Genomic DNA, 25,306 nt, shown 5'->3' with positions numbered 1-25,306 from the left:
TAATTTTTCTGCCTAAATGCTACTATTTTCTTTACATTTGTGGTAGAATCGAGGATGGAGAAAGAGATTCGAGGTGAAATTATGGCAATTCCAAAGTATCAATATATTAAAGATGAGTTAAAGAACAAAATCATTTCTGGTCAATTTGCCAGTGGAGATAAATTCTACACTGAAGCTGAATTGATTGCAATGTATGATGTAAGTTCTATCACAGTTGTCCGCGCCTTAAACGACCTTGCCAAGGATGGCTATATTGTCCGCCAACAAGGAAAGGGTACATTCGTTTCACGCGCACGCAAACACAAACTCGTAGAGTTTTCAGATGTAGAAGTTTTTGAAACTAAAGATGATAAAGTGACCGTCCTTTCTATCGAGCGTGGAAACAAACTAAGCTACTTAGAAAAACTTGGGTTACGCGGAGATCAGTTCTACTACAAGATTGAACGCGTACGCGAAACTGATGGTGTTGTGTACATCTACCATACATCTTACATTCCAGAACAATACATCAACGCAAATTATCCAAATCTTGAATATTATAGCTCTATCTATAACCGTTTCAAATTGGATTACCACATTCACATGAATGATGAACATTTTGAAGAAATCAATGAAATAGCATTTCCAACCCCAGAACATGCGGCTTCAGTCCTCGGAGTCGATGAACAATTCCCAACCGTTTTACAAACCAAGACTACTAAACTAGAGTCTACTGGTCAAGTTCTCGCATACAGCGAAACATATAAACGAGCAGATTACTACAAAATCAAATTCATTTCATGTGACCGTGATCACTAAGAAGAAAGCCTAAGCCTAATCGCTTGGGCTTTTTCTATGCTTATTATACCATACCAAAAAGGTAGCGCTTACCTTTTGTAGTAGATTCTATAGTTTGTAGAGTATTTTATAGAAATAGGACTAAAAAAATTATACTAAATATATATATGTTTATTTTCTAACTAATCTGAAAGCTTAAGCTTTAATTTTATATTTTTTTATACTTATTATAGTTTTTTATCATCTCCTCTTGACTCTTATTAATATAAGAAATAAAATAAGGGTGTTGATTTATGTAAACGCTATCAATATAAAATACAATCAGGAGGTTTTGCAATGAAACGTGAAAAACAACAGCGTTTTTCCATTCGTAAATACGCTGTAGGAGCAGCTTCTGTCCTAATTGGATTTGCCTTCCAAGCACAGACAGTTGCAGCTGATGGAGTTACTCTTACTACTACGGAAAACCAACCGACCATCCATACGGTTTCCGATTCCCCTCAACCATCCGAAAATCGAACTGAGGAAACACCTAAAGCAGAGCTTCAACCAGAAGCTCCAAAAACTGTAGAAACAGTAACTCCAGCTACTGATGAGGTAGCTAGTCTTCCAAAAATAGAGGAAAAACCACAAGAGGAAGTTAGTTCAACTCCTAGTGAGAAAGAAGAAGTGGTAACTCCAACTTCTGTTGAAAAAGAAGCTGCCGATAAAAAGGCAGAAGAAGCTAGCCCTAAAAAAGAAGAAGCAAAAGAGGCTGATTCTAAAGAGTCGGATACAGAAAAAACTGACAAACTAGAAGCTGACAAGGATAAACCAGCTAAAAAAGATGAAACGAAAGCAGAAGCTGATAAACCAGCAACAGAGGCAGGAAAGGAACGTGCTGCAACTGAAAATGAAAAATTAGCTAAACGAAAAATCGTTTCAATTGATGCCGGACGTAAATATTTCTCACCTGAGCAGCTCAAAGAAATTATCGATAAAGCGAAAGAATATGGTTACACAGATCTTCATCTCTTGGTAGGTAACGATGGCCTCCGTTTCATGTTGGATGATATGTCTATGAAAGTGGGCGATAAAACCTACTCTAGTGATGATGTCAAACGGGCCATTGAAAATGGAACAAATGCTTATTACGATGATCCAAATGGTAACCATCTCACTGAAAATCAGATGACAGATTTGATTAATTATGCTAAAGATAAAGGAATTGGAGTAATTCCAACTGTCAATAGTCCTGGACATATGGATGCTATTCTCCATGCTATGAAAGAACTTGGTATTGAAAATCCTAACTTTGATTATTTTGGTAAAAAGTCGGAACGAACTGTTGACTTAAATAATAAACAAGCAGTCGATTTCACAAAAACTCTGATTGACAAATACGCTAACTACTTCTCTAACAAATCTGAAATTTTCAATATTGGACTAGATGAATATGCCAATGACGCGACAGATGCTAAAGGTTGGAGTGTGCTTCAAGCTGATAAATATTATCCAAATGAAGGTTACCCTGAAAAAGGATATGAAAAATTCATCTCTTACGCTAATGACCTCGCTCGTATTGTAAAATCTCACGGTCTCAAACCAATGGCCTTTAACGACGGTATCTACTACAATAGCGACACAAGCTTTGGTAGTTTTGACAAAGACATCATCGTTTCTATGTGGACTGGGGGTTGGGGGGGCTACGACGTTGCTTCTTCTAAACTACTAGCCGAAAAAGGTCACCAAATCCTTAATACCAATGATGCTTGGTACTACGTTCTTGGACGAAACGCTGATGGCCAAGGTTGGTACAATCTCGATCAAGGGCTCAATGGTATTAAAAACACACCAATCACTTCTGTACCCAAAACAGAAGGAGCTGATGTCCCAATCATCGGTGGTATGGTAGCTGCTTGGGCCGATACCCCATCTGCACGTTATTCTCCATCTCGTCTTTTCAAACTCATGCGTCATTTTGCAAATGCCAACGCTGAATACTTCGCAGCCAACTATGAACCTGCAGAAAAAGCACTAGAAACTATTCCAAAAGACTCTAACCGTTATACTGCTGAAAGTTTTGCTGCTGTCAAAGAAGCTGAAAAAGCCATCCGTTCGCTCGATAGCAATCTCAGCCGTGCTCAACAAGACACGATTGAACAAGCAATCGCAAACCTTCAAGAAGCTATTAAAAATTTGGCCTTAACCCCTGAAGCACAAAAAGAAGAGGATGCTAAACGCGAACTTGAAAAACTGAATAAGAATAAAGTCATTTCCATCGATGCAGGTCGCAAATATTTCTCTCTAGATCAACTCAAACGTATCGTAGACAAGGCGAGCGAGCTCGGCTACTCTGATGCCCACCTCCTTCTAGGAAATGATGCCCTTCGCTTCCTACTCGATGATATGACTATTACTGCCAACGGAAAAACCTATGCTAGTGATGATGTTAAAAAAGCTATTATCGAAGGAACTAAAGCTTACTACGACGATCCAAACGGTACTGCACTAACACAGACAGAAGTGACAGAGCTTGTTCAATATGCTAAGGAAAAAGGTATTGGTCTGATTCCAGCTATCAATAGTCCAGGACATATGGATGCTATGCTCGTTGCCATGGAAAAATTGGGCATCGCGAATCCTCAAGCCAACTTTGATAAGGTCTCAAAAACAACCATGGACCTTGAAAATCAAGAAGCAGTTGGATTTACCAAAGCCCTTATCGGTAAGTATATGGATTACTTTGCTGATAAATCAAAGATATTCAACTATGGTACAGATGAATACGCCAATGATGCGACCAACGCCCAAGGTTGGTACTACCTCAAATGGTATGGACTCTATAACAAGTTCGCAGACTATTCTAACAGTCTAGCTGCTATGGCTAAGGAAAGAGGGCTACAACCAATGGCCTTCAACGATGGCTTCTACTATGAAGACAAGGATGATGCTGAATTCGATAAGGATGTCTTGATTTCTTACTGGTCTAAAGGCTGGTGGGGCTACAACCTTGCTTCACCTCAATATCTAGCAAGCAAAGGTTATAAGTTCTTGAATACCAACGGTGACTGGTACTACATTCTCGGTCAAAAACCAGAAGATGGTGGTGGTTTCCTCAAAAAAGCTATTGAGAATACTGGAAAAACACCATTCAATCAACTAGCTTCTACCAAATATCCTGAAGTAGACCTTCCAACAGTTGGTAGTATGTTAGCTATATGGGCAGATAGACCAAGCGCTGAATACAAGGAAGAGGAAATCTTTGAACTCATGACTGCCTTTGCAGACCACAACAAAGACTACTTCCGTGCTAATTATAATGCTCTACGCGAGGAATTAGCTAAAATTCCTACAAACTTAGAAGGATATAGTAAAGAAAGTCTTGAGGCCCTTGACGCAGCTAAAACAGCTCTAAATTACAACCTCAACCGTAATAAACAAGCTGAATTAGACGCACTAGTAGGTAAGCTCAAAGCCGCTCTTCAAGGTCTCAAACCAGCTGCAACTCATTCAGGAAGCCTAGATGAGAGTGAAACTGCTGCTACAGTTGAAAATCGACCAGAACTTATCACAAGAACAGAAGAAATTCCATTTGAGAACGTTAAGAAAGAAAATCCTAACCTCCCAGCAGGTCAAGAAAAAGTTGTCAAAGCTGGAGTTCTAGGTGAACGCACTTCTTACCTATCTGTTCTTACTGAAAATGGAAAGGCTAGTGAAACCGTTCTAGATAGTCAAGTAACCAAAGAACCTGTGAACCAAGTGGTTGAAGTCGGTGCTCTTGTAACTCACAAGGGTGATGAAAGTGGTCTTGCACCAACTAGTGATCCAAAACCTAGACTAGATGTCCAAGAGGAAGTAATTCCATTTACAACCATCACCCGTGAAAGCGATCAATTGCCTAAAGGACAATCTCGTATCGTGACGGAAGGTGTCAACGGTCGCCGTACTAACTTCTACTCTGTGAGCATTTCTGCCGATGGCAAGGAAGTGAAAACACTTGTAAATAGTGTCGTAGCACAGGAAGCTGTTACACAAGTAGTCGAAGTCGGAACTCTGGTAACACATGTAGGTGATAAAAACGGACAAGCCGCTGTCAAAGAAGAAAAACCAGCACAAGAAATCCCAAGTGTGCCAACTCCTGCGACAGAAGAAAAACCAAAACTAGAAATCCCAAGCCAACCAGCTCCAACAACTGTTCCTGCTGAGGAAAACAAAGCTCTTCCTCAAGGTCCAGCTCCTGTGGCAACAGAGAAAAAACTTCCTGAAACAGGAAGTCACGATTCTGCTGGACTAGTAGTCGCAGGACTCATGGCTACACTAGCAACCTACGGACTCACTAAAAGAAAAGAAGACTAAGTCTTTTCGATAAAAAATAAACAGCGAGATTGCAACTCGCTGTTTATTTTTTTAATTAATCACCCAGTCCAAGACGTTCAAAGATAGCATCCACTCGTTTAGTGTAATAAACTGGGTTGAAGATTTCGTCGATTTCTTCTTGAGTGAGGCGTGATGTCACCTCTGGATCGGCTTCAAGAAGTGGTTTGAAGTCCACTTGATTGTCCCAAGAGTAGGCCGTTTTTGGTTGTACCAAATCATAGGCTTGCTCACGGGTCATGCCTTTTTCAATCAAGGTCAACATAGCTCGTTGGCTGAAAATCAAACCAAATGTCGAGTTCATGTTGCGGATCATATTTTCTGGGAATACGGTCAAGTTCTTGACGATATTTCCGAAACGGTTAAGCATGTAGTCGATCAAGATAGTCGTATCTGGTGTGATGATGCGCTCAGCTGATGAGTGGGAGATATCACGTTCGTGCCAGAGAGCGACATTCTCATAGGCCGTAATCATGTGACCACGGATGACACGCGCAAGACCCGTCATGTTTTCAGAGCCGATAGGGTTGCGTTTGTGAGGCATTGCAGAAGACCCTTTTTGCCCTTTGGCAAAGAACTCTTCCACTTCACGTTGCTCAGACTTTTGCAGACCACGGATTTCTGTTGCCATACGCTCGATAGAAGTCGCGATGCTGGCAAGAACCGCAAAGTACTCAGCGTGAAGGTCGCGAGGAAGCACCTGTGTAGAGATTTCTTGGGCACGGATACCCAATTTGTCGCAGACGTATTGCTCTACGAATGGTGGGATGTTGGCAAAGTTCCCAACCGCACCAGAAATCTTACCAGCTTCAACACCAGCAGCCGCATGCTCGAAACGCTCGATATTGCGCTTCATTTCGCTATACCAAGTCGCCAATTTCAGACCAAAGGTTGTAGGTTCAGCGTGCACACCGTGGGTACGACCCATCATGATGGTGAACTTGTGCTCTTTCGCCTTGTCAGCGATGATGTTGGTGAAGTTTTCAAGGTCACGACGAATAATGTCGTTGGCCTGTTTGTAGAGGTAGCCGTAGGCCGTATCCACCACGTCGGTAGAAGTCAAACCATAGTGGACCCACTTACGCTCTTCACCAAGCGTCTCAGAAACCGCACGCGTGAAGGCCACCACATCGTGACGCGTCTCCTGCTCAATCTCCAAAATACGGTCGATGTCAAAGTCCGCTTTTTCACGAATCAAAGCTACATCTTCCTTAGGGATTTCCCCCAACTCAGCCCATGCCTCATCAGCCAAGATTTCCACCTCAAGCCAAGCACGGTATTTATTTTCTTCACTCCAAATATTCGCCATCTCAGGGCGAGAGTAACGGTTGATCATGTTGTTAATTTTTCCTTTCTTCTTAAGCTGTTGGGAATAAGCTATCTAGGTAAAACAAGATTTCTACTCAAACTCCTCTTTCCCAATAAACACAGACGGATAATGATCTAGTGTATTCAAATCCGTATCCAGCGGTAAATCATAGATAGCTAAATAGTTTTCAGGGTATTGTGCAGTTAGTTCTTTATATTTAGCTTGTACCTTATCTTGGTCAGCACTAGCATACAAGACTTCCACGACTGCTCCAGTCTTATCCTTTTCAACAAAAGCGTTAACGATAATTTGTATCATAGACTTGTCCTAAAAATCTATCCCTTTCCCAAACTCAATCACACTATCCAGCGCATCACTAAACAAAGTCACGTGTCCCATCTTGCGGTTGTGCTTCGCTTCTATTTTACCATACATGTGGAGGTGGGCGCTTGGATTTTCTGTGACATATTTTTCAGCAGCCTCGACATGCTGGCCGAGGACATTGAGCATAACAGCAGGCGCATGTAGTTTGATGGCTGGCAATGGTGCTCCCAGAACACCCAAGATATGGGTATCAAACTGAGAGAAATCACAGGCTTCGATTGAGTAGTGCCCAGAGTTATGTGGCCGTGGAGCAATTTCGTTGACGATAATGTCATCAGCTTTCGCAAACATTTCCACACAAAGGGTTCCAGACAAGTTGAGTTGTTCTGCGATTCGTACTGCCATAGCTTTGGCTTTTCCAGCCAGACTTTCTGAAATGCGAGCAGGCACGATAGTCTTAGACAAGATGTTGTTGCGGTGGATATTTTCCTGAACTGGGAAAACTGTCACATCCTTGCCATTTCCTGATACAATAACAGAAATTTCAAGGTCAAAGTTGACAAATTCCTCCAAAACACAGTCTGCTGAGTCCGCTAGTGCATAGGCTTCTTCTAAATCTTCCGCTGAACGAATAACCTTCTGACCATGGCCATCGTAGCCACCGGTCGCAGTCTTGAGGACATAATTTTTTGACATGTCGATATCTGACAAATCCTGGCTTGAAGTCACAACCTTGTAGGGTGCCACAGTAACTTGAGCCTTGTTTGAGAGAAAGTCCTTTTCAAAAATGCGATTTTGAGAAATACGGAGCAGGTCTGTCCCTTGAGGGAGTTGTCCATCCTTGATGACAGCATCCAATCCGTCGGCATCGACATTTTCAAACTCATAGGTGAGGACATCGCAACGCTCAGCCAACTGACGCAGAGCATCCACGTCATTATAAGGAGCCACGATGATCTCCGCCACGCGAGAGGCTGGGCAATCAGCCGCAGGATCCAGCGCGATAACCTTGTGGCCCATGTAGATAGCAGAAATGGCCATCATTTGACCCAGCTGGCCGCCACCGATAATTCCGATTGTTTTAGATGAGCTCATTCGTCGACTCCTCTGCGATTTTTCCTTGTTCTTCCGCGAAATCTGCCAAAGCTGTCGCGATAGCCTGATCCTCTACTGACAAGAGACGGAGGGCAAAGAGAGCAGCGTTGGTCGCACCTGCTTCACCGATAGCCATAGTTGCGACTGGTACTCCACCTGGCATCTGAACGATGGAATAGAGTGAATCCACGCCACTAAGGGCACGAGACTTGACAGGTACACCGATGACTGGAAGAGTTGTTTTAGCAGCGACCATTCCTGGCAAATGGGCTGCGCCTCCAGCACCTGCGATGATAACCTTGATACCGCGGCGACGGGCTTCTTCTGCATGCTTGAACATAAGGTCCGGTGTACGGTGGGCAGAGACAACCTTCTTTTCGTAGGCTACACCGAAACGGTCTAGGACTTCGGCGGTTTTTTGCATGGTTGCCCAGTCGGATTTTGAGCCCATGATGATGGAAATTACGGGTTTCATTTCTTCTCCTTTTTCCTCTTTTTCAACAATCACCTTAGGTTGTGAGGGACGGCAGCAGCCACCAAAGGTGTCTCATGCCTAAATTGGAAGCCCAAGGTCTTCCAATTTCCCTGAACGATTGGATTGTCATTCAATCGTTCTTTCACAACAGCGGTGATTGTTCTATATTAGCTCGCTAACGCTCGCAAATCAAACAATCATTATCGTATTTGGCGACTGCGTCGCTTTTTCTTATATCTTTATCGAATTGCCTTGCTTCCGATATCTGTTCGGTAAAAGAGGCCTTCTGTTTTTTGTTGGGAGAGTTCTTGGTAGATGGTTTCTTGGGATTCTTTAACGGTATCGGATGTGGTGACGAGCATATAGACACGTCCGCCGTTTGATAGCAGTGCTCTGCTATTTTCCGCAAACTTAGCCCCTGCATAGTAGGTGATGATGTCGCCTTCTGTCTTGGTTGGCAATTCAACACCTTTTTCATAGTCTAGCGGATAACCCTTGGATGCGACAACCACACCCAGAGTCACACCCTTGTCCGTCCAAGTGATGGCTGGTTCTTTACCTTCCAAAATATCAGTAATATTTTGTGCAAAATCAGAGGTCAGACGAGGCAAGATAATCTGAGTTTCTGGATCTCCGAAGCGAGCGTTGAACTCGATGACTTTGGGGCCATCAGCTGTCAAGATAAGCCCTGCGTAAAGAACACCCAGATAAGGGCGACCTTCTTTAATCATCCCTTCAAGGACTGGCTTGACAATGGTCTCAACCGCTGTATCAACTACACTCTGTGGTAAGTGTGGAACTGGCGCATAGGCGCCCATCCCACCAGTGTTAGGTCCCTTGTCACCATCATAGGCACGTTTGTGGTCCTGAGCCGTTGGCATGATGTAGAACTTGTCCCCATTGACAAAGGCAAAGAGTGAAAATTCCTCTCCTTCGAGGAATTCCTCGATAACCACACGCGCACCTGAGTCACCAAATTTATTGTCCAAAAGCATCTCGTGAGCTGCTTCGACCGCTTGCTCAACTGTCTCAGCAACGACGACACCCTTCCCAAGCGCCAAGCCATCCGCCTTGACTACGATAGGCGCACCCTGCTTTTCGATATAGGCCTTGGCTTCCTCGAAATCTGAGAATGTGCAATAGGCTGCTGTCGGAACGCCGTATTTGACCATGATTTCCTTGGCAAAATCCTTGGACCACTCTAGCTCTGCCGCCAATCTTGTCGGACCAAAGGCTTTGAGACCAGCTTGGTTAAAATCATCCACGATACCAGCAGCAAGGGCATCATCTGGACCGATAAAGGTCCAAGCAATATCGTTGGTTTTTGCAAACTCAATCAATTCAGAATGTTCGGAAATAGAGATGTTTACCAATTCCAAACCATCCAGAGTCATCCCATCATTCCCAGGGGAAACAAAAACCTTTTCTACCTCTTTTGACTCAAGCAACTTCTTAGCAATCGCATGTTCACGACCACCCGAACCGACAACTAACAGCTTCATCTTACAACCTCTTTTACGAATTATTTACTAACATTATACCACAAATGTTCGTTATAATCTCGTTTCGTTCTGCCTTTTAATCAAAAAAAGGAAAGAAACTGTTTTCCTCCCTTTACCTTCTTAATGTCTAAAATGTCTCACGCCTGTGAAGACCATGGTCAAGCCGTATTTGTCCGCCGCTTCGATAGACTCTTGGTCACGGACGGACCCTCCTGGCTGGATGATGGCCTTGATACCTGCTTTGGCGATTTCTTCCACGTTATCCGCGAATGGGAAGAAGGCATCCGAAGCAAGGACAGAACCGTCAAGACGATCTTTAGCTTGGTCAATGGCAATACGAACAGAAGCCACACGGTTAGTCTGACCTGGACCAACACCCAGTGTCATGTGGTCGTTGGTTACAATGATTCCGTTTGATTTGACGTATTTAATAGCTTTCCAAGCAAACTCAAGAGCTGTCGCTTCTGTCTCAGTTGGTTGGCGTTTGGTCACCACTTGCCAATCGGCTGGGCTTTCCTTGACCACATCTTGGTTTTGCACCAGAAGTCCACCAACCACGCCTGTGTATTCTGCCTCTACCTCACTGGCATCTTGAGCATCAAATGGTAAGGCAAGGATACGTAAGTTTTTCTTTTTATTAGTCAAAATGGCTAGCGCTTCATCCGTATAGCTTGGTGCGATGATGATTTCAAGGAATACACCATGCATCTTCTCAGCTGTCGCAGCATCCACCTCACGGTTAAGAACAACGATACCACCAAAGATAGACACTGGGTCAGACTCATAAGCGTAGTCCCAAGCAGTCTCGATGTCATCAGCCTGACCGATTCCACATGGGTTCATGTGTTTGAGAGCCACAACGGTTGGACGGTCTTTAAAATCACGGATGATACGAATGGCCGCATCAGCGTCACGGATATTATTGAATGACAATTCTTTCCCGTTAAGCTGTTTAGCGGATGCAATCGAGTAGTCAGTCGGCAAAGCTTTTTGGTAGAAATCCGCGTCTTGTTGAGGGTTCTCACCGTAACGCATGGCTTGCTTGAGGTCATAAGTCAAGGTCAACTTTTCAGGCTTGCTTTCACCCACTTGAGCTGTGAAATACTCTGCAATCAAGGCGTCATAAGCCGCTGTGTGACGGAAAACCTTGGCTGCCAAACGTTGACGCGTTTCGTAAGTCGTTTCACCATTGGCTGACAACTCGTCCAAAACCACTGTATAGTCAGCAGGGTCTACCACAACCGTCACGCTGGCATGGTTTTTAGCTGCTGAACGAAGCATAGATGGCCCGCCGATATCGATGTTTTCAACTGCATCAGCGTAAGTTACGTCTGGTTTGAGAATCGTTTCTTTAAAGGGATAGAGATTGACCACAACAAGGTCAATGAGCTCAATCTTGTTGTCTTTAGCCGCTTCCAAGTGGCTATCCAAGTCACGACGAGCGAGGAGCCCCCCGTGGATATTTGGGTGAAGGGTCTTGACACGACCGTCCATCATCTCTGGGAAGCCCGTCACATCATCAATCGCAATGGTGTCCACCCCAGCATTGTCAAGGGCAACCTTGGTTCCACCCGTCGAGATGATATCCCAACCTAATTTTTTAAGCTCTTGGGCAAATTCAACAATGCCCGCTTTGTCTGAGACTGAAATAAGTGCTCTTTTTGTCATATTCTTTCTTTTCCTTTTTTAAAAAAGTTCTTCATCTGCTACAGTCGAAAATTTTCTTTCAGCTCGAGGGTTTCCTTATTTTCGTGTAGCCCCCAAACTATCCAACACTTCTGGATACAGCTTGTACTCCGCTTCATGAATGCGAGCTTCAAAGTTTTCGATGGTATCGTCAGCTAGACGTGGCACACGGACTTGTTTGATGATCTTACCAGTGTCCACACCCGAATCCACCCAGTGAATGGTCACGCCACTCTCAGCAACTCCAGCATTCCAAGCATCCTCAATCCCATGAGCTCCTGGAAATTCTGGCAGGTAGGCTGGATGAATGTTGACAATCCGACCTTCATAAGCCGCCAATAAGGTTGGCCCAACGATTTTCATGTAGCCTGCTAGACAAACCAAGTCAATCTGGTGTTCTTCCAAGAGTTCGACAAGGGCCGCTTCGTAGTCTGCCTTGCTCTCAAACTCCTTGAGTTCAAAAGCATAGGACAGAACGCCGAGCTTGTCTGCCCGTTCGAGCACATAGGCGTCACGATGGTCTGAAAAGACAAACTCTACTGGAAATTGTTCCGCTATCACCTGAAAATTTGAGCCATTACCAGAGGCAAAAACCGCTATTTTTTTCATTTGATGATGACACTTTCGTTTTCTTTCTTGACGATACGACCAATTTCATAGACTGGTTCATCCAACAATTCCTTGACACGACTTACATTTTCAGGGCTAACTGCCAGCATAAGCCCCACACCCATATTGAAGATTTCAAACATTTCTTCATGTTTGATCTGACCGTATTTTTCAAGGGCTTTGAAAATTGGAAGCACGGGAACCTTGTCTTCCTCAATCTCAGCAGCCAAGTCAGCTGCAAACATACGAGGTACATTTTCGATAAAGCCACCACCTGTAATGTGGGCAATGCCGTTGACCAACCCTTCCTTGATGAGTGGTAAGACAGCCTTGACATAGATACGAGTCGGCTCAAGAAGAACTTCCTTGAGTTGCTTGCCTTCCAATTCTGGTAAGACTTCCTCACCTGTGTAATCTGCAAAGATACGACGAACCAGAGAGTAGCCATTGGAATGAATTCCACTTGAAGCAAGTCCGAGAAGAACATCTCCTTCTGCCACCTTTGAACCGTCAATGATTTGAGATTTTTCAGCCACACCGACCGCAAAACCAGCCAAGTCATAGTCATCTGCGCCGTACATGCCCGGCATTTCAGCCGTTTCCCCACCAATGAGGGCAGCGCCTGCCTGCACACAACCTTCTGCCACACCAGCAACCACTTGCTCTAGCTTAGCTGGTTCATTCTTCCCTGTCGCTACGTAGTCAAGAAAATAGAGGGGCTCTGCACCTGCAGCGATGATATCGTTGACACACATGGCCACACAGTCCTGCCCAATCGTGTCATGCTTGTCATACTTGATAGCCAACATAAGCTTGGTCCCGACACCATCAGTCCCTGAAATCAAGACGGGCTCTTTGACACCTGTTTTTGATAGATCAAACATACCACCAAAGCCACCCAGAGCTCCCATGACACCTGCACGCTCCGTACGAGCTACGTGCTTTTTAATCCGTTCAACAACTTCATAACCCGCTTCAACATCCACACCAGATTGAGCGTACGCATTTTTATTTGCCATTTTGTTTATTCCTTTTCTTTTTTTGAGAAAGATTGCGACGTATTTTTAGATAAACCATCATTTTATCTAAAAATACTAGTCAGGTCTCTAGCTTTGGTCCCATAGGGCAAAGCGTCTACTGACAAATGCTTTAGCTTTTAGTCAGTAGTGAGACGTGGAGCGTACGCATTTTTATTTGCCATTTTATTTTTCTTTTTCTTTAATGGAGGATCTATTGTCTATTTGTAAAAACTGGTCTTTTCTTCCAAACTTCTACGATAGTCTTCTTCATAGTCGTAGAGAGGTGTTGGGTAGTCACCATCAAAGTAAGCGACACAGAGACCGCCATTTGGCGCATCTGTTTCAATCCCAATCGAATCAATCAAACCTTCAACAGAAAGATAGGTCAGACTGTCCGCACCAATGATTTGGCGAGTTTCTTCAACCGTATGATTGGCCGCAATCAGCTCCTGACGTGTCTGGATATCAATACCGTAGAAGCATGGATAAGCTAGCGCAGGACTGCCAATAGCAACGTGAACCTCAGTCGCACCCGCTTCTTTCAAGAGCTGAACGATACGACGAGATGTTGTTCCTCGTACAATCGAGTCATCAATCATGACCACACGTTTACCTTTGACAACACCAGAAACTGCAGATAGCTTCATCCGAACCCCCTGCTCACGCAATTCTTGAGTCGGTTGGATAAAGGTACGTTGGGTGTATTGGTTCTTGATGAGGCCCATTTCATTTGGTAGCCCGGACTCTTCTGCAAATCCCATAGCTGCGCTGAGGGAAGAATTTGGTACACCGACCACGATATCCGCCTCATGCTTGAATTCACGCGCCAATTGAGCACCCATACGTTTCCGTGCCGTATGGACATTGACACCATGAATGTTAGAATCAGGGCGGGCAAAATAGATATACTCCATAGAACAGATTGCTAACTGAGTATCATCTGTATAGCTATCATACTGGATACCTTTGTCATCAATGATCACAATCTCACCTGGCTTCAAATCACGAATCCACTCGGCACCAATGACTTCAAAAGCACAAGTTTCAGAGGAAACCACCACCGCTCCGTTGGCCATTTTCCCGATAGAAAGCGGACGGAAACCATTGGGATCAAGAGCCGCAATCAACTTGTCCTCAAACAGCAAGATATAGGCAAAACCACCTTTGACAAGGCTGAGCGCTTCCTTGATTTTTCCCATCAAGTTCGGATTGTGACTACGACGAATGAGGTGGGCCAAGATTTCCGAGTCCGAAGTCGCGCTGAAAATCGCTCCTCTTTGTTCCAGTTCTTTCTTGAGAGAGGTTGCATTGGTCAGATTTCCATTATGAGCCAAGCCAAACTGCATATCATGGAATCGAAATAGGAAGGGCTGGATGTTATCTACAGAAGCTTCGCCAGCAGTCGCGTAACGCACGTGACCAATCGCACTAGTTCCTGTCAATTTATCCAAATCAGCAGGATTTCTGAAAACTTCTGATAAAAGTCCCATGTCACGATGGCGCTTTAGTTTTCCTTGGTCATTGGAGAGGATTCCTGCCCCCTCCTGACCACGGTGCTGAAGACTATGGAGACCAAAATAGGTCAATTTAGCAGCATCTGGATGTCCCCAGATACCGAAAACACCGCATTCTTCATTAAGAGATTTTACTTCGTATGTCATTTTATATACCTTTTATTTTCCTGTGAAATAACGCACAGCCGACGCGAACAGGTGCTGATCTTTACTTCCTGGGATGTTTTGGAAGAGACCGTCTTCATAACGTTCTGAGTGTCCCATCTTCCCAATGATTTGACCATTCTTGCTGGTAATTCCTTCGATGGCATTTACAGAACCATTTGGATTGTACTTAGAATCCATGCTTGGTTTGCCGTCAAAGTCAACATATTGGCTAAAGATTTGACCATTGTCACGGAGCTCCGCAAATTCCTCAGCCGTCACGACAAACTTCCCTTCACCGTGTGAAACAGGAATAGCGTGGATATCGCCCACTTCTACTCCAGCCAACCATGGTGAATTAGTATTGGCAATGCGAGTTTCTACCATCTTGGCCACGTGTTGGTTGGCATCATTGTAGAAGAGGGTTGGGCTCGTACTGCTGGCATCTTCAAAGTTTCCGTATGGAAGAAGACCTGATTTGACCAAGGCCTGGAATCCATTACAGATACCGATAATCAAGCCACCACGGGCGATAAAGCTATCAATAGCTACACGCACTTTTTCATTGAGCAGGATGTTGACAATAAACTTAGCTGAACCATCTGGCTCGTCCGCAGCTGAGAAACCACCGGCAAAGAAGAGAATGTTAGCTTTTTCAATATTGTCAACCATAGTTTCGACTGACTTGACAATAGCCTCTTCATTCAAGGTCACAAATGGCACCAAGTTAACCTCTGCACCTTCTTTTTCAAAGGCTTTTGCTGAGTCATATTCTGAGTTGGTGCCTGGAAAGACTGGGATATAGACCACTGGTTTTTCAACCTTTTCTTTGGCTTTAATCACAACAGCTGATGCCACAGCCGGTACTTCAGCAAGTTCTTTCGCTTGAGTAAATTCTGTTGGGTAAACTTCTTCCAGTTTTCCTTGGAATGCACTGTCAAGCTTGTGTCCATCTAGCTTCACACCGTTGACAAGGAGTGTAAAGTCTGCACTTGTTTGTCCAATCTTCTCTACTCCAGCGATTTCTTCAGGAGAGGTGAAGACAAATCCGCCTAATTGAGCTGTCAAAGCTGTCTCAAGATTTTCAAGGGTTACAGTAGCACCGATATGGTTACCAAATGTTGCAAGGGCAAGAGCTTCAAGGATACCACCATATTTGACCGCTGATGCAGCTGTCACTTTGTGAGCCTTTTGAAGGGCTTCAAACTGAGCAAAATTAGACTTAATCAAGTCAAAATCAATCTCTGTTGAGAGTGCTTGGCCTGGAATGTAGTAGATATTTTCCCCAACAGCTTTAAATTCTGGAGAGAGCACCTTACGGCTATCTGCTGTTGTCACACCAAAGGCTACCAAGGTTGGCGGTACGGTCAATTCTTCAAAGGTACCAGACATAGAGTCCTTACCGCCGATAGATGGCAAACCAAGTTGAATCTGAGCTTCGATTGATCCCAGAAGAGCTGCTACTGGCTGACCAAAACGCTCTGCTTGCTTATCCATCCGCTCGAAGTACTCTTGGTAAGAGAAACGAGCCTTAGACCAGTTGGCACCAGCAGCCACCAAACGAGCAGTTGCTTCGATAACCGCATAAGCAGCACCGTGGTATGGAGACCATTCAGCTAGATAAGGGTTGAAACCTTGAGCCATGACTGACGCAGTATGAGTCACACCGTGTTGAACTGGTAATTTCTGCACAGATGCCTCAGTTGGTGTGAGTTGGTAACGACCACCAAGTGGGTGATTAACCGTTGAGCGTCCAACAGAGCAGTCAAAGATAGTCTGTAATCCTTTTTGACTGGCATGGTTGAGGTCAGATAGAACCGCAAGGGTATCTGCTTCAAGAGTGTCAGCAGATGTTTGACGTTCTTCTGGGAGTTTGACATCCTTGTCCACAACCTTAGCATCAACGACCACACGCACACCATTGGTGTCAAGGAAACGACGCTCCAAGTCCACGATTCTTTCACCATTCCAGTGCATGACAAGATTTGGTTTTTCAGTCACTGTCGCAACGACAACAGCATCAATGTTTTCTTTTTTACATTCTGCTATGAAGGCATCTACATCTTCTGGACGAACTACCACGGCCATCCGTTCTTGAGATTCAGAGATAGCAATTTCGGTACCGTTCAAGCCTTGATATTTAAGAGGCACCTTGTTGAGGTCGATTTCAAGACCATCTGCCAATTCACCGATAGCCACACAGACACCGCCTGCCCCAAAGTCATTTGATTTCTTGATCAGACGTGTCACTTTCCCATTGCGGAAAAGACGTTGAATCTTGCGTTCTTCGATAGCATTCCCTTTTTGAACCTCAGCACCAGCAGTCTCTACAGACTCAACTGTTTGAACCTTAGAAGAACCTGTCGCACCACCGACACCGTCACGTCCAGTCTTCCCACCGAGCAAGATAATGACATCACCCGCTTCCGGTTTTTCACGGACAACATTTTCCTTAGGAGCCGCACCGACAACTGCACCAAGCTCCATGCGTTTAGCTACAAAGCCTGGGTGGAAATATTCACGAACATAAGTTGTTGCAAGTCCAATCTGATTACCATATGAAGAATAACCATGGGCCGCTGTTTTAGAAATGACTTGTTGTGGCAATTTCCCAGCACGCGTTTCCGAAATCGGTGCTGTAATATCACCGGCACCTGAGATCCGCATGGCTTGGTAAACATATGAGCGACCTGACAACGGGTCACGAATGGCACCACCGATACAAGTAGCCGCCCCACCAAACGGCTCAATCTCAGTTGGGTGATTGTGGGTTTCGTTCTTAAACATGAGAAGCCATGGTTCTTTCACACCATTGACATCCACCTCAATTTCAACAGAGCAGGCATTGATTTCATCAGACACTTCCATATCGTCCAAACGTCCATTAGCACGCTCATATCGACCGAAAATAGTAGCCATATCCATCAAGGTTTGAGGTTTTTCTGTACGTCCTAGCTCGTCACGCATAGCGATATATTTGTCATAAGTCGCCTGCAATTGTTTTTGGAATTTAGAAGCTGAGAAGTCGATGTTTTTCAACTCCGTCTCAAAAGTTGTGTGACGGCAGTGGTCAGACCAGTAAGTGTCCAAAACCTTAAGTTCCGTCTCAGTTGGCACACGTCCAATTGACTTGAAATAGTCTTGGATAAAGAGTAAATCATCCACTTCCATGGCCGTCCCTTGCTCAGCCTTGTAGCGAGCAAAGTCTTCTGCTGTATAGCTTTCAAAGAAAGTCAATTTTGGAATGGTCTTGTCTGACTCTGAAAATTCCTGCTTGGCAATCCCTGTCGTGATGTCCTTGAAACGAGAATCAACTGGGTTGAGCAAGTAGTTCTTGACCGCCTCTAACTCAGTCGCATTAATATCTTTATTAACCAAGTACAATTGTGCTGTATTAACTGTCACATCACTCGAACTTCCCAACAAAAGCAAAGCTTCCTGTGAAGAAGCTGCACGCTGGTCAAACTGCCCTGGCAGGCTTTCAATGGCAAAGAAAGCATAGTTGGCAAGATCTGCCTGCACAGCCGTTTCATCCAAGACATGGTCTGTCACTTGCTCAGAGAAAATGTGTTTCTCTGCGGGTGCAAATAAGTCCTCATCCAAGTTAAATACATCATATACTTGCACAATACGAATACTTTTCAAGCTTGAAAGTCCCAAGTTGTGCTGGAGTTCTCTCACCAGACTCTCTGACTTGACCTGAAAATCAGCCTTTTTCTCAACAAAAATACGTTTATCCATCAATTCTTATTCCTTTATTTCAACTCTTACAATGTTCCAACGACCTTGGGGTTGTTATGTCAATCCCTGCAACTTTCCCCATACAATCCCATAAACGTCGGCTAATTCACCTAGTCCCCTACGGAGTGAAAAGGTCTGGGGGACCTTTTCAGCCTGAGTCCTTTTAGTTGAGAGACGAAGGTTTTCCGTTGCTAACAGCTTATTTTAAACTCTGCAACTTTTCCCAAACAATCTCGTAAACATCTGTTAGTTCTCCTAATCCCCTACGGAAAACATCCTTATCCATGTGGTTGCCATCCGCATCCCACAAACGGCAGTTATCTGGTGAAAATTCATCTGCTAAGATAATCTTACCATCCTTGTCAAAACCGAACTCTAGCTTAAAGTCAATCAACTTAAGTCCAATCTCAGCAAACCAGGCTTTCAAAAGCTCATTAATACGACGAGTTTCTTCCTTCAAGTAGGCGATTTGCTGGTCATCCGCAATCTGTAGGAATTTCACATGTTCGTCATTGATAAACGGGTCATCCAAATCATCATTTTTGTAGTAAAATTCGACAATTGGAATCTCAAAGGCGATACCTTCATCTACGCCAAAACGTTTTGAAAAGGAACCAGCTGTGTAGTTTCGAAGCACGACTTCCAAAGGAATGATTTCCACCTTTTTATTGAGTTGTTCCGTGTCTGAGAGTTTCTCCACAAAGTGAGTCGCCACGCCAGCCGCATTTAATTTCTCAAAAATAAAAGATGAAATCTGATTATTTAACACTCCCTTTCCTGCAATCTGCTCCTTTTTGACACCATTGAAAGCAGTCGCCTGGTCCTTATAAGTTGAAATAATAAGATTTTCATCATCAGTTGTATAGATATCTTTAGCTTTTCCCGAATAGATCAATTGTTTTGACATTTTAAAGTTCGCCTTTCGTATTACTTGAGCACATTCTACCACAAAAAACCAAAAAATACAAGAATTTAAACGAATAAATAACAAATGCGTTTCAAAAATTGTAAAGAAAAAACTGCAAGAAGAATCTTTCTCACAGTTTTAAAATTATTTAACTCTCAAAACACGAACATTACTCTTTGTTCAAAAATTGATCCAAATAATAACGTAGATAACTTTTCCTACCTGTAATCATCTGCAGGCGACCTTCCACTCCGTACCGAAGTTTTTCAGCCTGCTCCGAAGTTAGATTAGTCTCCGCCTCGATTTTAAAGAAATTCCCTTTTTCAGTCTTAGTAGCTGTCGCATCAATACTTGTAATAGTAGAATCTAGGAAAAGTTGATTCTTGGCATCATGAGTCGTCCTATAGCGAACAGAATCACCGACCTTGATCCTTGCTACATCTTTTGAACTTAGATAAGCTGTTAGTTTGGCTTTCCCTTCTTTTTCCAAGGACGGATAGAGTTGGGCTAGTAGAGTCCCCTCTGCTACCATGGTAGAGTCACTGGTCTCAGGATTGAGGTGAAGCACCCCATCCTCACTCGCCGTGATTTTTCCCTTGTCTAAAAGATTTCCCTGTGCCTTCTTACCTGACTCTGCCTCCAAGATTTTCTGGTCTAAAAGGGTCAATTCCTGACCAACCTTTGCCAAGTGTTGGGATTTGAGAGACTCCAATTGACTGCTTAAGCCTGACGCATAGGCTTGCTGGGTACCTGAACCTGCATACTGAACACGGTAAGTAGCAAGATTAGATTCTAACTGAGAAAGCTGCGCTTCTACCTGCGCAACAGCCTGAGATTTAGCTTGCGGATTTTCCTCGCCCTGAGACTTATAGGACTGGTAGAGAGAGTAGGCTAGATTCTGATTGGCCAAGGAAGCGCCTGTTTCAATAGCTGACTTAGCTGTCTGGTAATCACGAATTTTAGCCTCTGTTTGACTGATGAGGTTGCCGATTTCGGCTTGGGTTTGACTAGCTGCTGCATTCTGGGACGCGATGGTCTCATTTTGTTGCGATGTACTAGCCCTAAGACTGCCTGCTTGACTGATGTAGTCGCGAAAGGTGGCTTGGTAGCCAAACTTATCCTCCTCTGGAAAGTGGTTCTCCCCTTCTTGCAGACTTTTTTGCAAATACTCCAATTGCTTTTTTTGATCCTTGAGCATGTCCAACTGACTGGCATAAGACTCCGCTTGGACACTCTCTGCCCCTTCCTGGTATTGAACCAAAAGATCCCCCTTCTTAACCAGCTTATTTTCTTCCAAATGATTGACAAGAATGCGATTGTTGCTAGTTGATTGGATATTTGCAAGGATACGACTAGGCTCGACAGTAGCTCTGGTAGACAAACTTATCTCCTTCTCTGCTAAAGTTGCAAAGCCAAGTAAAAACACGAGCAGAAGGGACATAGGTACAATCACCCGACTGGAAAAATTATGGTAACGACGATTATAAAACTCCGCACTTTCTAAAAATTCTGGTTTCATCCTCTCCTCTTTCTAGCTATTCACCAAATGGGCGTAAAAACCACCCTGTGCAAGCAAATCAGCATGATTTCCTTCTTCGACAATCTTTCCTTGATCCAAGACAACAACCTTCTCTGTCCGCTCAGCAATGGTCAAGCGGTGGGCAATGAAAATCAAGGTCTTGTCTAAAGCCATGAGATTATCGATAATCCTCTTCTCTGTCAAAATATCCAAACTGCTGGTCGCCTCATCCAAAATCAAGACCGGCGCATCTGTCAAGAGAGCACGCGCCAAAGCAATTCTCTGACGTTGACCACCTGAGATCCCTGCCCCATCCGAAGTCAATTCTGTCTGGTAATTCAGTGGCATCCGCTCGATATCCTCTCGAATCTCTGCCAATTCGACCGCCCGTAAGATATCCTCCTGAGTCGTCCCTTCCTTGGCTCCCAAAAGAAGATTCTCCAAAATCGTTCCGTTAAAGACATAGGGCTGTTGAGGCAAATAGTTGATGTACTGACGTAGAGCCTTTTTATCAATCTGATTGAGATTGACACCACCCAGACTAATCTCTCCCTGACTAGGGTCGTAAAAATTAACCATCATCTTGGCCAAGGTCGTCTTACCTGACCCTGAAATCCCTACAAAAGCCACCTTAGAACCCTGCGGAATAGTCAGATTGATATCCGACAAGACATCTCGACCATAGCCATACTTGTAATGAACCTGCTTGAAGGTCATCTCTCCCTTCATCAAGCTCAAATCCTCAACCGTTTTCTTCTCCTCAAACTCAGAAGCTACCAGATAAACCTCATTCAAACGGTTATTGGCAACCTGCGCTGTCTGAAGCTTGGTTTGCAGGTTGATGATATTTTCCAAAGGATTGGTAAAGTAAACCAGCAAGGTATTATAGGTAATCAACTGCCCCAAACTCATCTTGCCATCCATAACCAGAATAGCCCCCATCCAGAGAATACCGACATTGAGCAAGAGATGTGCTACTTTTTTCAAAGCCTTTTGCTGACTCTCTGCCCGACTATAGGAAAAGGATTTTTTCAGATAATCCACAAATTCCTTGTCAATCTTTTGGTAACGTTGACTTTCACTGGTCAAAGACTTGATCGTCTCAATACCGTTGATGTCCTCAATGATAGAAGAAGACAGAACCGCATTGGCTTCCATGGTATCCCGATTCATCTTTTCAAACGGCTTCATAAAGGCAAAGATAATCACTGTATAGATAGGAAGCGCCAATAAAGTCATGAAAAAGAGATTGGTATTTTGTGAAAATAAAACAAGAGAAATAATGACAACCGTTGACACATCTAGGAAAATCGAAAGAATGGTCGAAGCCAGCGCATCGATGATACTATTAGCATCTGTAAAACGAGACACGATTTCCCCTGTCCTGCGTGTCGCAAAAAAGGACATAGGCAGGTGAAAAACATGCTTGATATAGGATAAAATCACGTCAATCGACAGGCGTTGCCCCAAAACAAGCAAGAGATACTCCTGAGCGTAAGACAAGATCTGCTGGAGAATATAAACAATCACCAGCCCAATAGAAATAATCCCCAAGGTCGAACGCATCTGATCTGGCACATAGGTATCAATGATAGACTGCAGATAATAAGAACCCACAATGTTAATCAGGGTCACCAAAAGTGTCGCTAGGACGATGTTGGCAATCAAGCCACGCTGCTTCACTAATATAGGGATAAAAGAGAGCAGACCATTCTTTTGATCCTTATGAGGCTTGTAGTCTGGACTAGGTGCCATAAAAAGAGTCACTCCTGTCCATTCTTCCGCAAAACGCTCACGTGGCAGTTTGGTCAATTTCACCCCAGGATCTGGATCGGCAATATGAATGCTATCCTTATCCTGCCCAGTCACCACATAGTAGTGGAGCAATTTCCCTTCCTTAAGCACATGGGCAACAAAAGGAAAAGTCAAATCTGGCAAGTCAAATAGCGTCATATCCGCCTTAATTGCTCGCGTCTCAAAGCCAATCTCCTCTGCCACCTTGACCAAGCCCAAAGCCGTCGTCCCATCCATGGTCGTCTTGGCCAATTCTCGCAAGTGAGCCAAAGAATAATAGCTACCATAGTAGCCAAAAACCATGGCTAATGAAGCTACACCGCAGTCCATCTGATCCACCTGCGGACGATAGTGACGTTTCCCAAATTTCATATTCATCTCCTTTTCCTAAACTCATCTGATAATAACTATCTTACCCCAATCCTCAAACAAAAACTGGACTTCATTCCCAAATGCGCCTATCTCCCTCCCAACTGCACTTTTGAGATAAAAAAATAGGTAGAACAAACGTCCTACCTACTAAAAATATGGTATGAAAGGAAATTGATGTTTTACTGACACCCTAGGCAAGCTTGAGACAAATAAATCATTGATAGTAACATTTACGACATCCTATTTATTACTTCAATTTTTAATTCCCTGCTATTTCTAAGCCACCTCTGGTATGATCTATTCCTAGTCAGAATAGATAACACCGTTCTAAATCACGATTCATAGTTTTTCTTACATCCTTTGTATCAAATTGTTAAATTTAACGTTTGCTTCCTAGATGACGACCGTACATATAGGTAACGACTCCTAAAACACCCCAAGCAATAGCTGTAGAAGTAGTAATAATAAGTCCACCCTCGGTACTAGCCAAATCTGCTTCTGCCATGATTTCAAATTTTTCTTCTAATTTTTTCATATCCTACCTACTCCTTTAAATATACTAACCAAACGTACGAGATAACCAATAGCCAGCTACCCCAGCTCCACCTGCAGCAAGTAATGAGCCTCCGATAACAATCAATAAACCCACTCCGCCTTGTACTTGCTCTAATTCATTTTGCTTTACGATTTCAAATTGATTCAAATTTTGCATGATATACTCCTTTTTAAATAATACTAGCTAATCCAATAGCTACTCCTACTAATAAACCCACTATTCCTGAGGCTGATATAATAATAGCCGCAAATTCGTTTGAAAACTTCATTTATTCTCTCTTTATCTCTTGTTTCGACTAATTCCAATAGCTACACCTGCACTTAAACCTGCAAATGCTGAACCTGCAATAATACTAGCTGCTACTGCAATCGGAATAATTCCCCCATCCACATTCATCAACTCTTCTTCTGTAAGAGCTACAAAGTTCTGTTCCATTTTGTCAAAATTTGTCATCTTGTTTTCTCCTCAATTTTTATGTTTTTATGTTTTGTTATATCTTTAATGTTTAGCCTCTAAACCACTTATTATTGACCTTATACCCTAGATAAAAGAGCCCAAATAAAACGGAGTAAATTTCTGGATAAAATAGGGTATTGATTGGATTTTTCAAAATCAAATACGTTGCGATGTAGATTATGAGCGATACGGTAAAATACCCCTCAGCAAAACCTAGTAAGAATTGTTTCATAGCAGACTCCTTTTTATCTGACAAGAATGGCATAGTTTTCCGCCATTCACATGCACAAAATCCCTTTGATTCAGATTCATCATTTATATCTTTGATTATGTTTTGACAAATCTTTGCAAAAAATACCAAAATATCCTGAGAAAAGCAAACCAACCAAAGTCCATTGCCAATTAAAGGATACTAACGAACCTGTACGAATCACATAAAGCGCGAGATTAAGAGTTATTCCCAATAAAGGGAATATAGTGGCTAGTTTAGGTAACAATGTATTAAGGTTGTTCATTATCTAACGCCCACGACGAGCAAAATCTGAACCAAATGTGTAACCAGCCCCAAATGCACCAAATGCAATAGCACTTAGGCCAAATATAATCGAAATAGGTTCAATTCCTCCTTCAATTACTTGCAAATCTTTCTCATCAACTACTTGAAATTTATCCATTCTTTTCTCCTTTACTTCTATATAATAAAATGAATACCATTAAAAACAATGAAATTGTTGGTATATTAAAATCATCAAACCATGTAGGTAAAGGTAGCTTATTCACATCAGCTACCAACCTGATAATTGTATAAGATATTGAACTAAGTAATACCATAAGCTCAGGCCAAATCTTCAACATTAATTTAATAAATTTCATATATATCTACAAAATTATGGTCGATTAGCATAATATCCTGCAGCTACGCCCGCACCTGCTGAAACTGTAGCAAGCGCAGCTACACCTCCAATTAATTTCCAACCAATAACTGCACCACCAATAATAATTGGTGCAACTCCCCCATCCACATTCACCAACTCTTCTTCTGTAAGAGCTGCAAAGTTCTGTTCCATTTTGTCCAAATTTGTCATCTTTTTCTCCTTTATTTCCATTTTTTAGTTTACGACTCCTGGACCTTAAACCATTTTAAAAACCAG

The 25,306-nt window shown here is 43.3% G+C and carries 23 protein-coding genes; 2 read left to right on the top strand and 21 right to left on the bottom strand.

From position 1 onward, the window contains the following. Nucleotides 1–81 precede the first annotated feature (81 nt). Both UKS_RS00370 and strH read left to right on the top strand, forming a co-directional pair. Nucleotides 82–798, top strand: a complete 717-nt coding sequence (locus tag UKS_RS00370) for a GntR family transcriptional regulator (RefSeq protein WP_049497057.1) — start codon at nucleotides 82–84, stop codon at nucleotides 796–798. Nucleotides 799–1,113: 315 nt separating this feature from the next. After that, nucleotides 1,114–5,115 carry an LPXTG-anchored beta-N-acetylhexosaminidase StrH gene (gene strH / locus UKS_RS00365; RefSeq protein ID WP_156011342.1) on the top strand — a complete coding sequence of 1,334 codons (4,002 nt, stop codon included), beginning with the start codon at nucleotides 1,114–1,116 and terminating at the stop codon, nucleotides 5,113–5,115. Between the two features lie 55 nt (nucleotides 5,116–5,170). On the opposite strand, the gene purB is transcribed toward strH, so the two are convergent. The 21 genes from purB to UKS_RS00265 form a co-directional block, all read right to left on the bottom strand. Then, on the bottom strand, nucleotides 5,171–6,469 hold the full coding sequence (gene purB, locus UKS_RS00360; protein WP_156011341.1) for an adenylosuccinate lyase: 1,299 nt from the start codon (nucleotides 6,467–6,469) through the stop codon (nucleotides 5,171–5,173). Between the two features lie 63 nt (nucleotides 6,470–6,532). Continuing rightward, nucleotides 6,533–6,760, bottom strand: coding sequence for a phosphoribosylaminoimidazole carboxylase (locus UKS_RS00355; RefSeq protein WP_156011340.1), 228 nt, complete (start codon nucleotides 6,758–6,760; stop codon nucleotides 6,533–6,535). Nucleotides 6,761–6,769: 9 nt separating this feature from the next. Continuing rightward, a complete protein-coding gene (purK, locus tag UKS_RS00350) occupies nucleotides 6,770–7,861 on the bottom strand; it encodes a 5-(carboxyamino)imidazole ribonucleotide synthase (RefSeq protein WP_156011339.1) in 1,092 nt (363 codons plus the stop codon). Then, nucleotides 7,848–8,336 (bottom strand): 5-(carboxyamino)imidazole ribonucleotide mutase, encoded by a 489-nt coding sequence (purE, locus tag UKS_RS00345; protein WP_156011338.1) that lies wholly within the window; start codon nucleotides 8,334–8,336, stop codon nucleotides 7,848–7,850. Before purE ends, purK begins: the two co-directional genes overlap by 14 nt. Before the next feature lie 29 nt (nucleotides 8,337–8,365). Further along, a complete protein-coding gene (locus UKS_RS09770; RefSeq protein ID WP_078137223.1) occupies nucleotides 8,366–8,482 on the bottom strand; it encodes a phosphoribosylaminoimidazole carboxylase in 117 nt (38 codons plus the stop codon). Between the two features lie 93 nt (nucleotides 8,483–8,575). Next, the gene (gene purD / locus UKS_RS00340; RefSeq protein ID WP_156011337.1) at nucleotides 8,576–9,838 is read right to left on the bottom strand and encodes a phosphoribosylamine--glycine ligase; all 1,263 of its coding nucleotides are present in this window, start codon (nucleotides 9,836–9,838) and stop codon (nucleotides 8,576–8,578) included. A 120-nt stretch (nucleotides 9,839–9,958) separates the two neighbouring features. Then, nucleotides 9,959–11,506 (bottom strand): bifunctional phosphoribosylaminoimidazolecarboxamide formyltransferase/IMP cyclohydrolase, encoded by a 1,548-nt coding sequence (gene purH, locus UKS_RS00335; protein ID WP_156011336.1) that lies wholly within the window; start codon nucleotides 11,504–11,506, stop codon nucleotides 9,959–9,961. 75 nt (nucleotides 11,507–11,581) lie between these two features. Next, nucleotides 11,582–12,133 (bottom strand): phosphoribosylglycinamide formyltransferase, encoded by a 552-nt coding sequence (gene purN / locus UKS_RS00330; RefSeq protein WP_156011335.1) that lies wholly within the window; start codon nucleotides 12,131–12,133, stop codon nucleotides 11,582–11,584. Then, a complete protein-coding gene (gene purM, locus UKS_RS00325) occupies nucleotides 12,130–13,152 on the bottom strand; it encodes a phosphoribosylformylglycinamidine cyclo-ligase (protein WP_156011334.1) in 1,023 nt (340 codons plus the stop codon). The genes purN and purM overlap by 4 nt, the downstream gene beginning before the upstream one ends. A gap of 218 nt (nucleotides 13,153–13,370) precedes the next feature. Then, the gene (gene purF / locus UKS_RS00320) at nucleotides 13,371–14,813 is read right to left on the bottom strand and encodes an amidophosphoribosyltransferase (protein ID WP_156011333.1); all 1,443 of its coding nucleotides are present in this window, start codon (nucleotides 14,811–14,813) and stop codon (nucleotides 13,371–13,373) included. 12 nt (nucleotides 14,814–14,825) lie between these two features. Beyond that, nucleotides 14,826–18,551, bottom strand: coding sequence for a phosphoribosylformylglycinamidine synthase (locus UKS_RS00315; protein ID WP_156011332.1), 3,726 nt, complete (start codon nucleotides 18,549–18,551; stop codon nucleotides 14,826–14,828). Between the two features lie 199 nt (nucleotides 18,552–18,750). Further along, entirely contained in the window at nucleotides 18,751–19,458 is a 708-nt protein-coding gene (gene purC, locus UKS_RS00310; RefSeq protein WP_173020425.1) for a phosphoribosylaminoimidazolesuccinocarboxamide synthase, read from the bottom strand. A 169-nt stretch (nucleotides 19,459–19,627) separates the two neighbouring features. Next, nucleotides 19,628–20,977, bottom strand: a complete 1,350-nt coding sequence (gene comB / locus UKS_RS00305) for a competence pheromone export protein ComB (protein WP_156011330.1) — start codon at nucleotides 20,975–20,977, stop codon at nucleotides 19,628–19,630. Between the two features lie 12 nt (nucleotides 20,978–20,989). After that, on the bottom strand, nucleotides 20,990–23,143 hold the full coding sequence (gene comA, locus UKS_RS00300) for a peptide cleavage/export ABC transporter ComA (RefSeq protein WP_156011329.1): 2,154 nt from the start codon (nucleotides 23,141–23,143) through the stop codon (nucleotides 20,990–20,992). Nucleotides 23,144–23,522: 379 nt separating this feature from the next. Then, nucleotides 23,523–23,678 carry a hypothetical protein gene (locus UKS_RS09685; RefSeq protein ID WP_173020424.1) on the bottom strand — a complete coding sequence of 52 codons (156 nt, stop codon included), beginning with the start codon at nucleotides 23,676–23,678 and terminating at the stop codon, nucleotides 23,523–23,525. Nucleotides 23,679–23,702: 24 nt separating this feature from the next. Then, nucleotides 23,703–23,855 (bottom strand): class IIb bacteriocin, lactobin A/cerein 7B family, encoded by a 153-nt coding sequence (locus tag UKS_RS00295; RefSeq protein WP_001180498.1) that lies wholly within the window; start codon nucleotides 23,853–23,855, stop codon nucleotides 23,703–23,705. A 123-nt stretch (nucleotides 23,856–23,978) separates the two neighbouring features. Then, nucleotides 23,979–24,152 (bottom strand): class IIb bacteriocin, lactobin A/cerein 7B family, encoded by a 174-nt coding sequence (locus UKS_RS00290; RefSeq protein ID WP_000180829.1) that lies wholly within the window; start codon nucleotides 24,150–24,152, stop codon nucleotides 23,979–23,981. Nucleotides 24,153–24,204: 52 nt separating this feature from the next. Next, nucleotides 24,205–24,387: a hypothetical protein gene (locus UKS_RS00285; protein WP_049497042.1), complete on the bottom strand. Its 183-nt coding sequence runs from the start codon at nucleotides 24,385–24,387 to the stop codon at nucleotides 24,205–24,207. A 79-nt stretch (nucleotides 24,388–24,466) separates the two neighbouring features. Beyond that, on the bottom strand, nucleotides 24,467–24,670 hold the full coding sequence (locus tag UKS_RS09765; RefSeq protein ID WP_080977092.1) for a bacteriocin immunity protein: 204 nt from the start codon (nucleotides 24,668–24,670) through the stop codon (nucleotides 24,467–24,469). 3 nt (nucleotides 24,671–24,673) lie between these two features. Further along, nucleotides 24,674–24,829, bottom strand: a complete 156-nt coding sequence (locus UKS_RS00275; RefSeq protein WP_049497045.1) for a smi_0061 family bacteriocin-like peptide — start codon at nucleotides 24,827–24,829, stop codon at nucleotides 24,674–24,676. A gap of 213 nt (nucleotides 24,830–25,042) precedes the next feature. Then, nucleotides 25,043–25,240, bottom strand: a complete 198-nt coding sequence (locus tag UKS_RS00265; protein WP_049497050.1) for a class IIb bacteriocin, lactobin A/cerein 7B family — start codon at nucleotides 25,238–25,240, stop codon at nucleotides 25,043–25,045. Nucleotides 25,241–25,306: the final 66 nt, after the last annotated feature.

The organism is Streptococcus sp. 116-D4, assembly GCF_009731465.1.
GTDB lineage: Bacteria > Bacillota > Bacilli > Lactobacillales > Streptococcaceae > Streptococcus > Streptococcus pseudopneumoniae_E.
The sequence above is the reverse complement of the archived record's forward strand: the minus strand, read 5'-3'. Positions and strand labels throughout refer to the sequence as shown.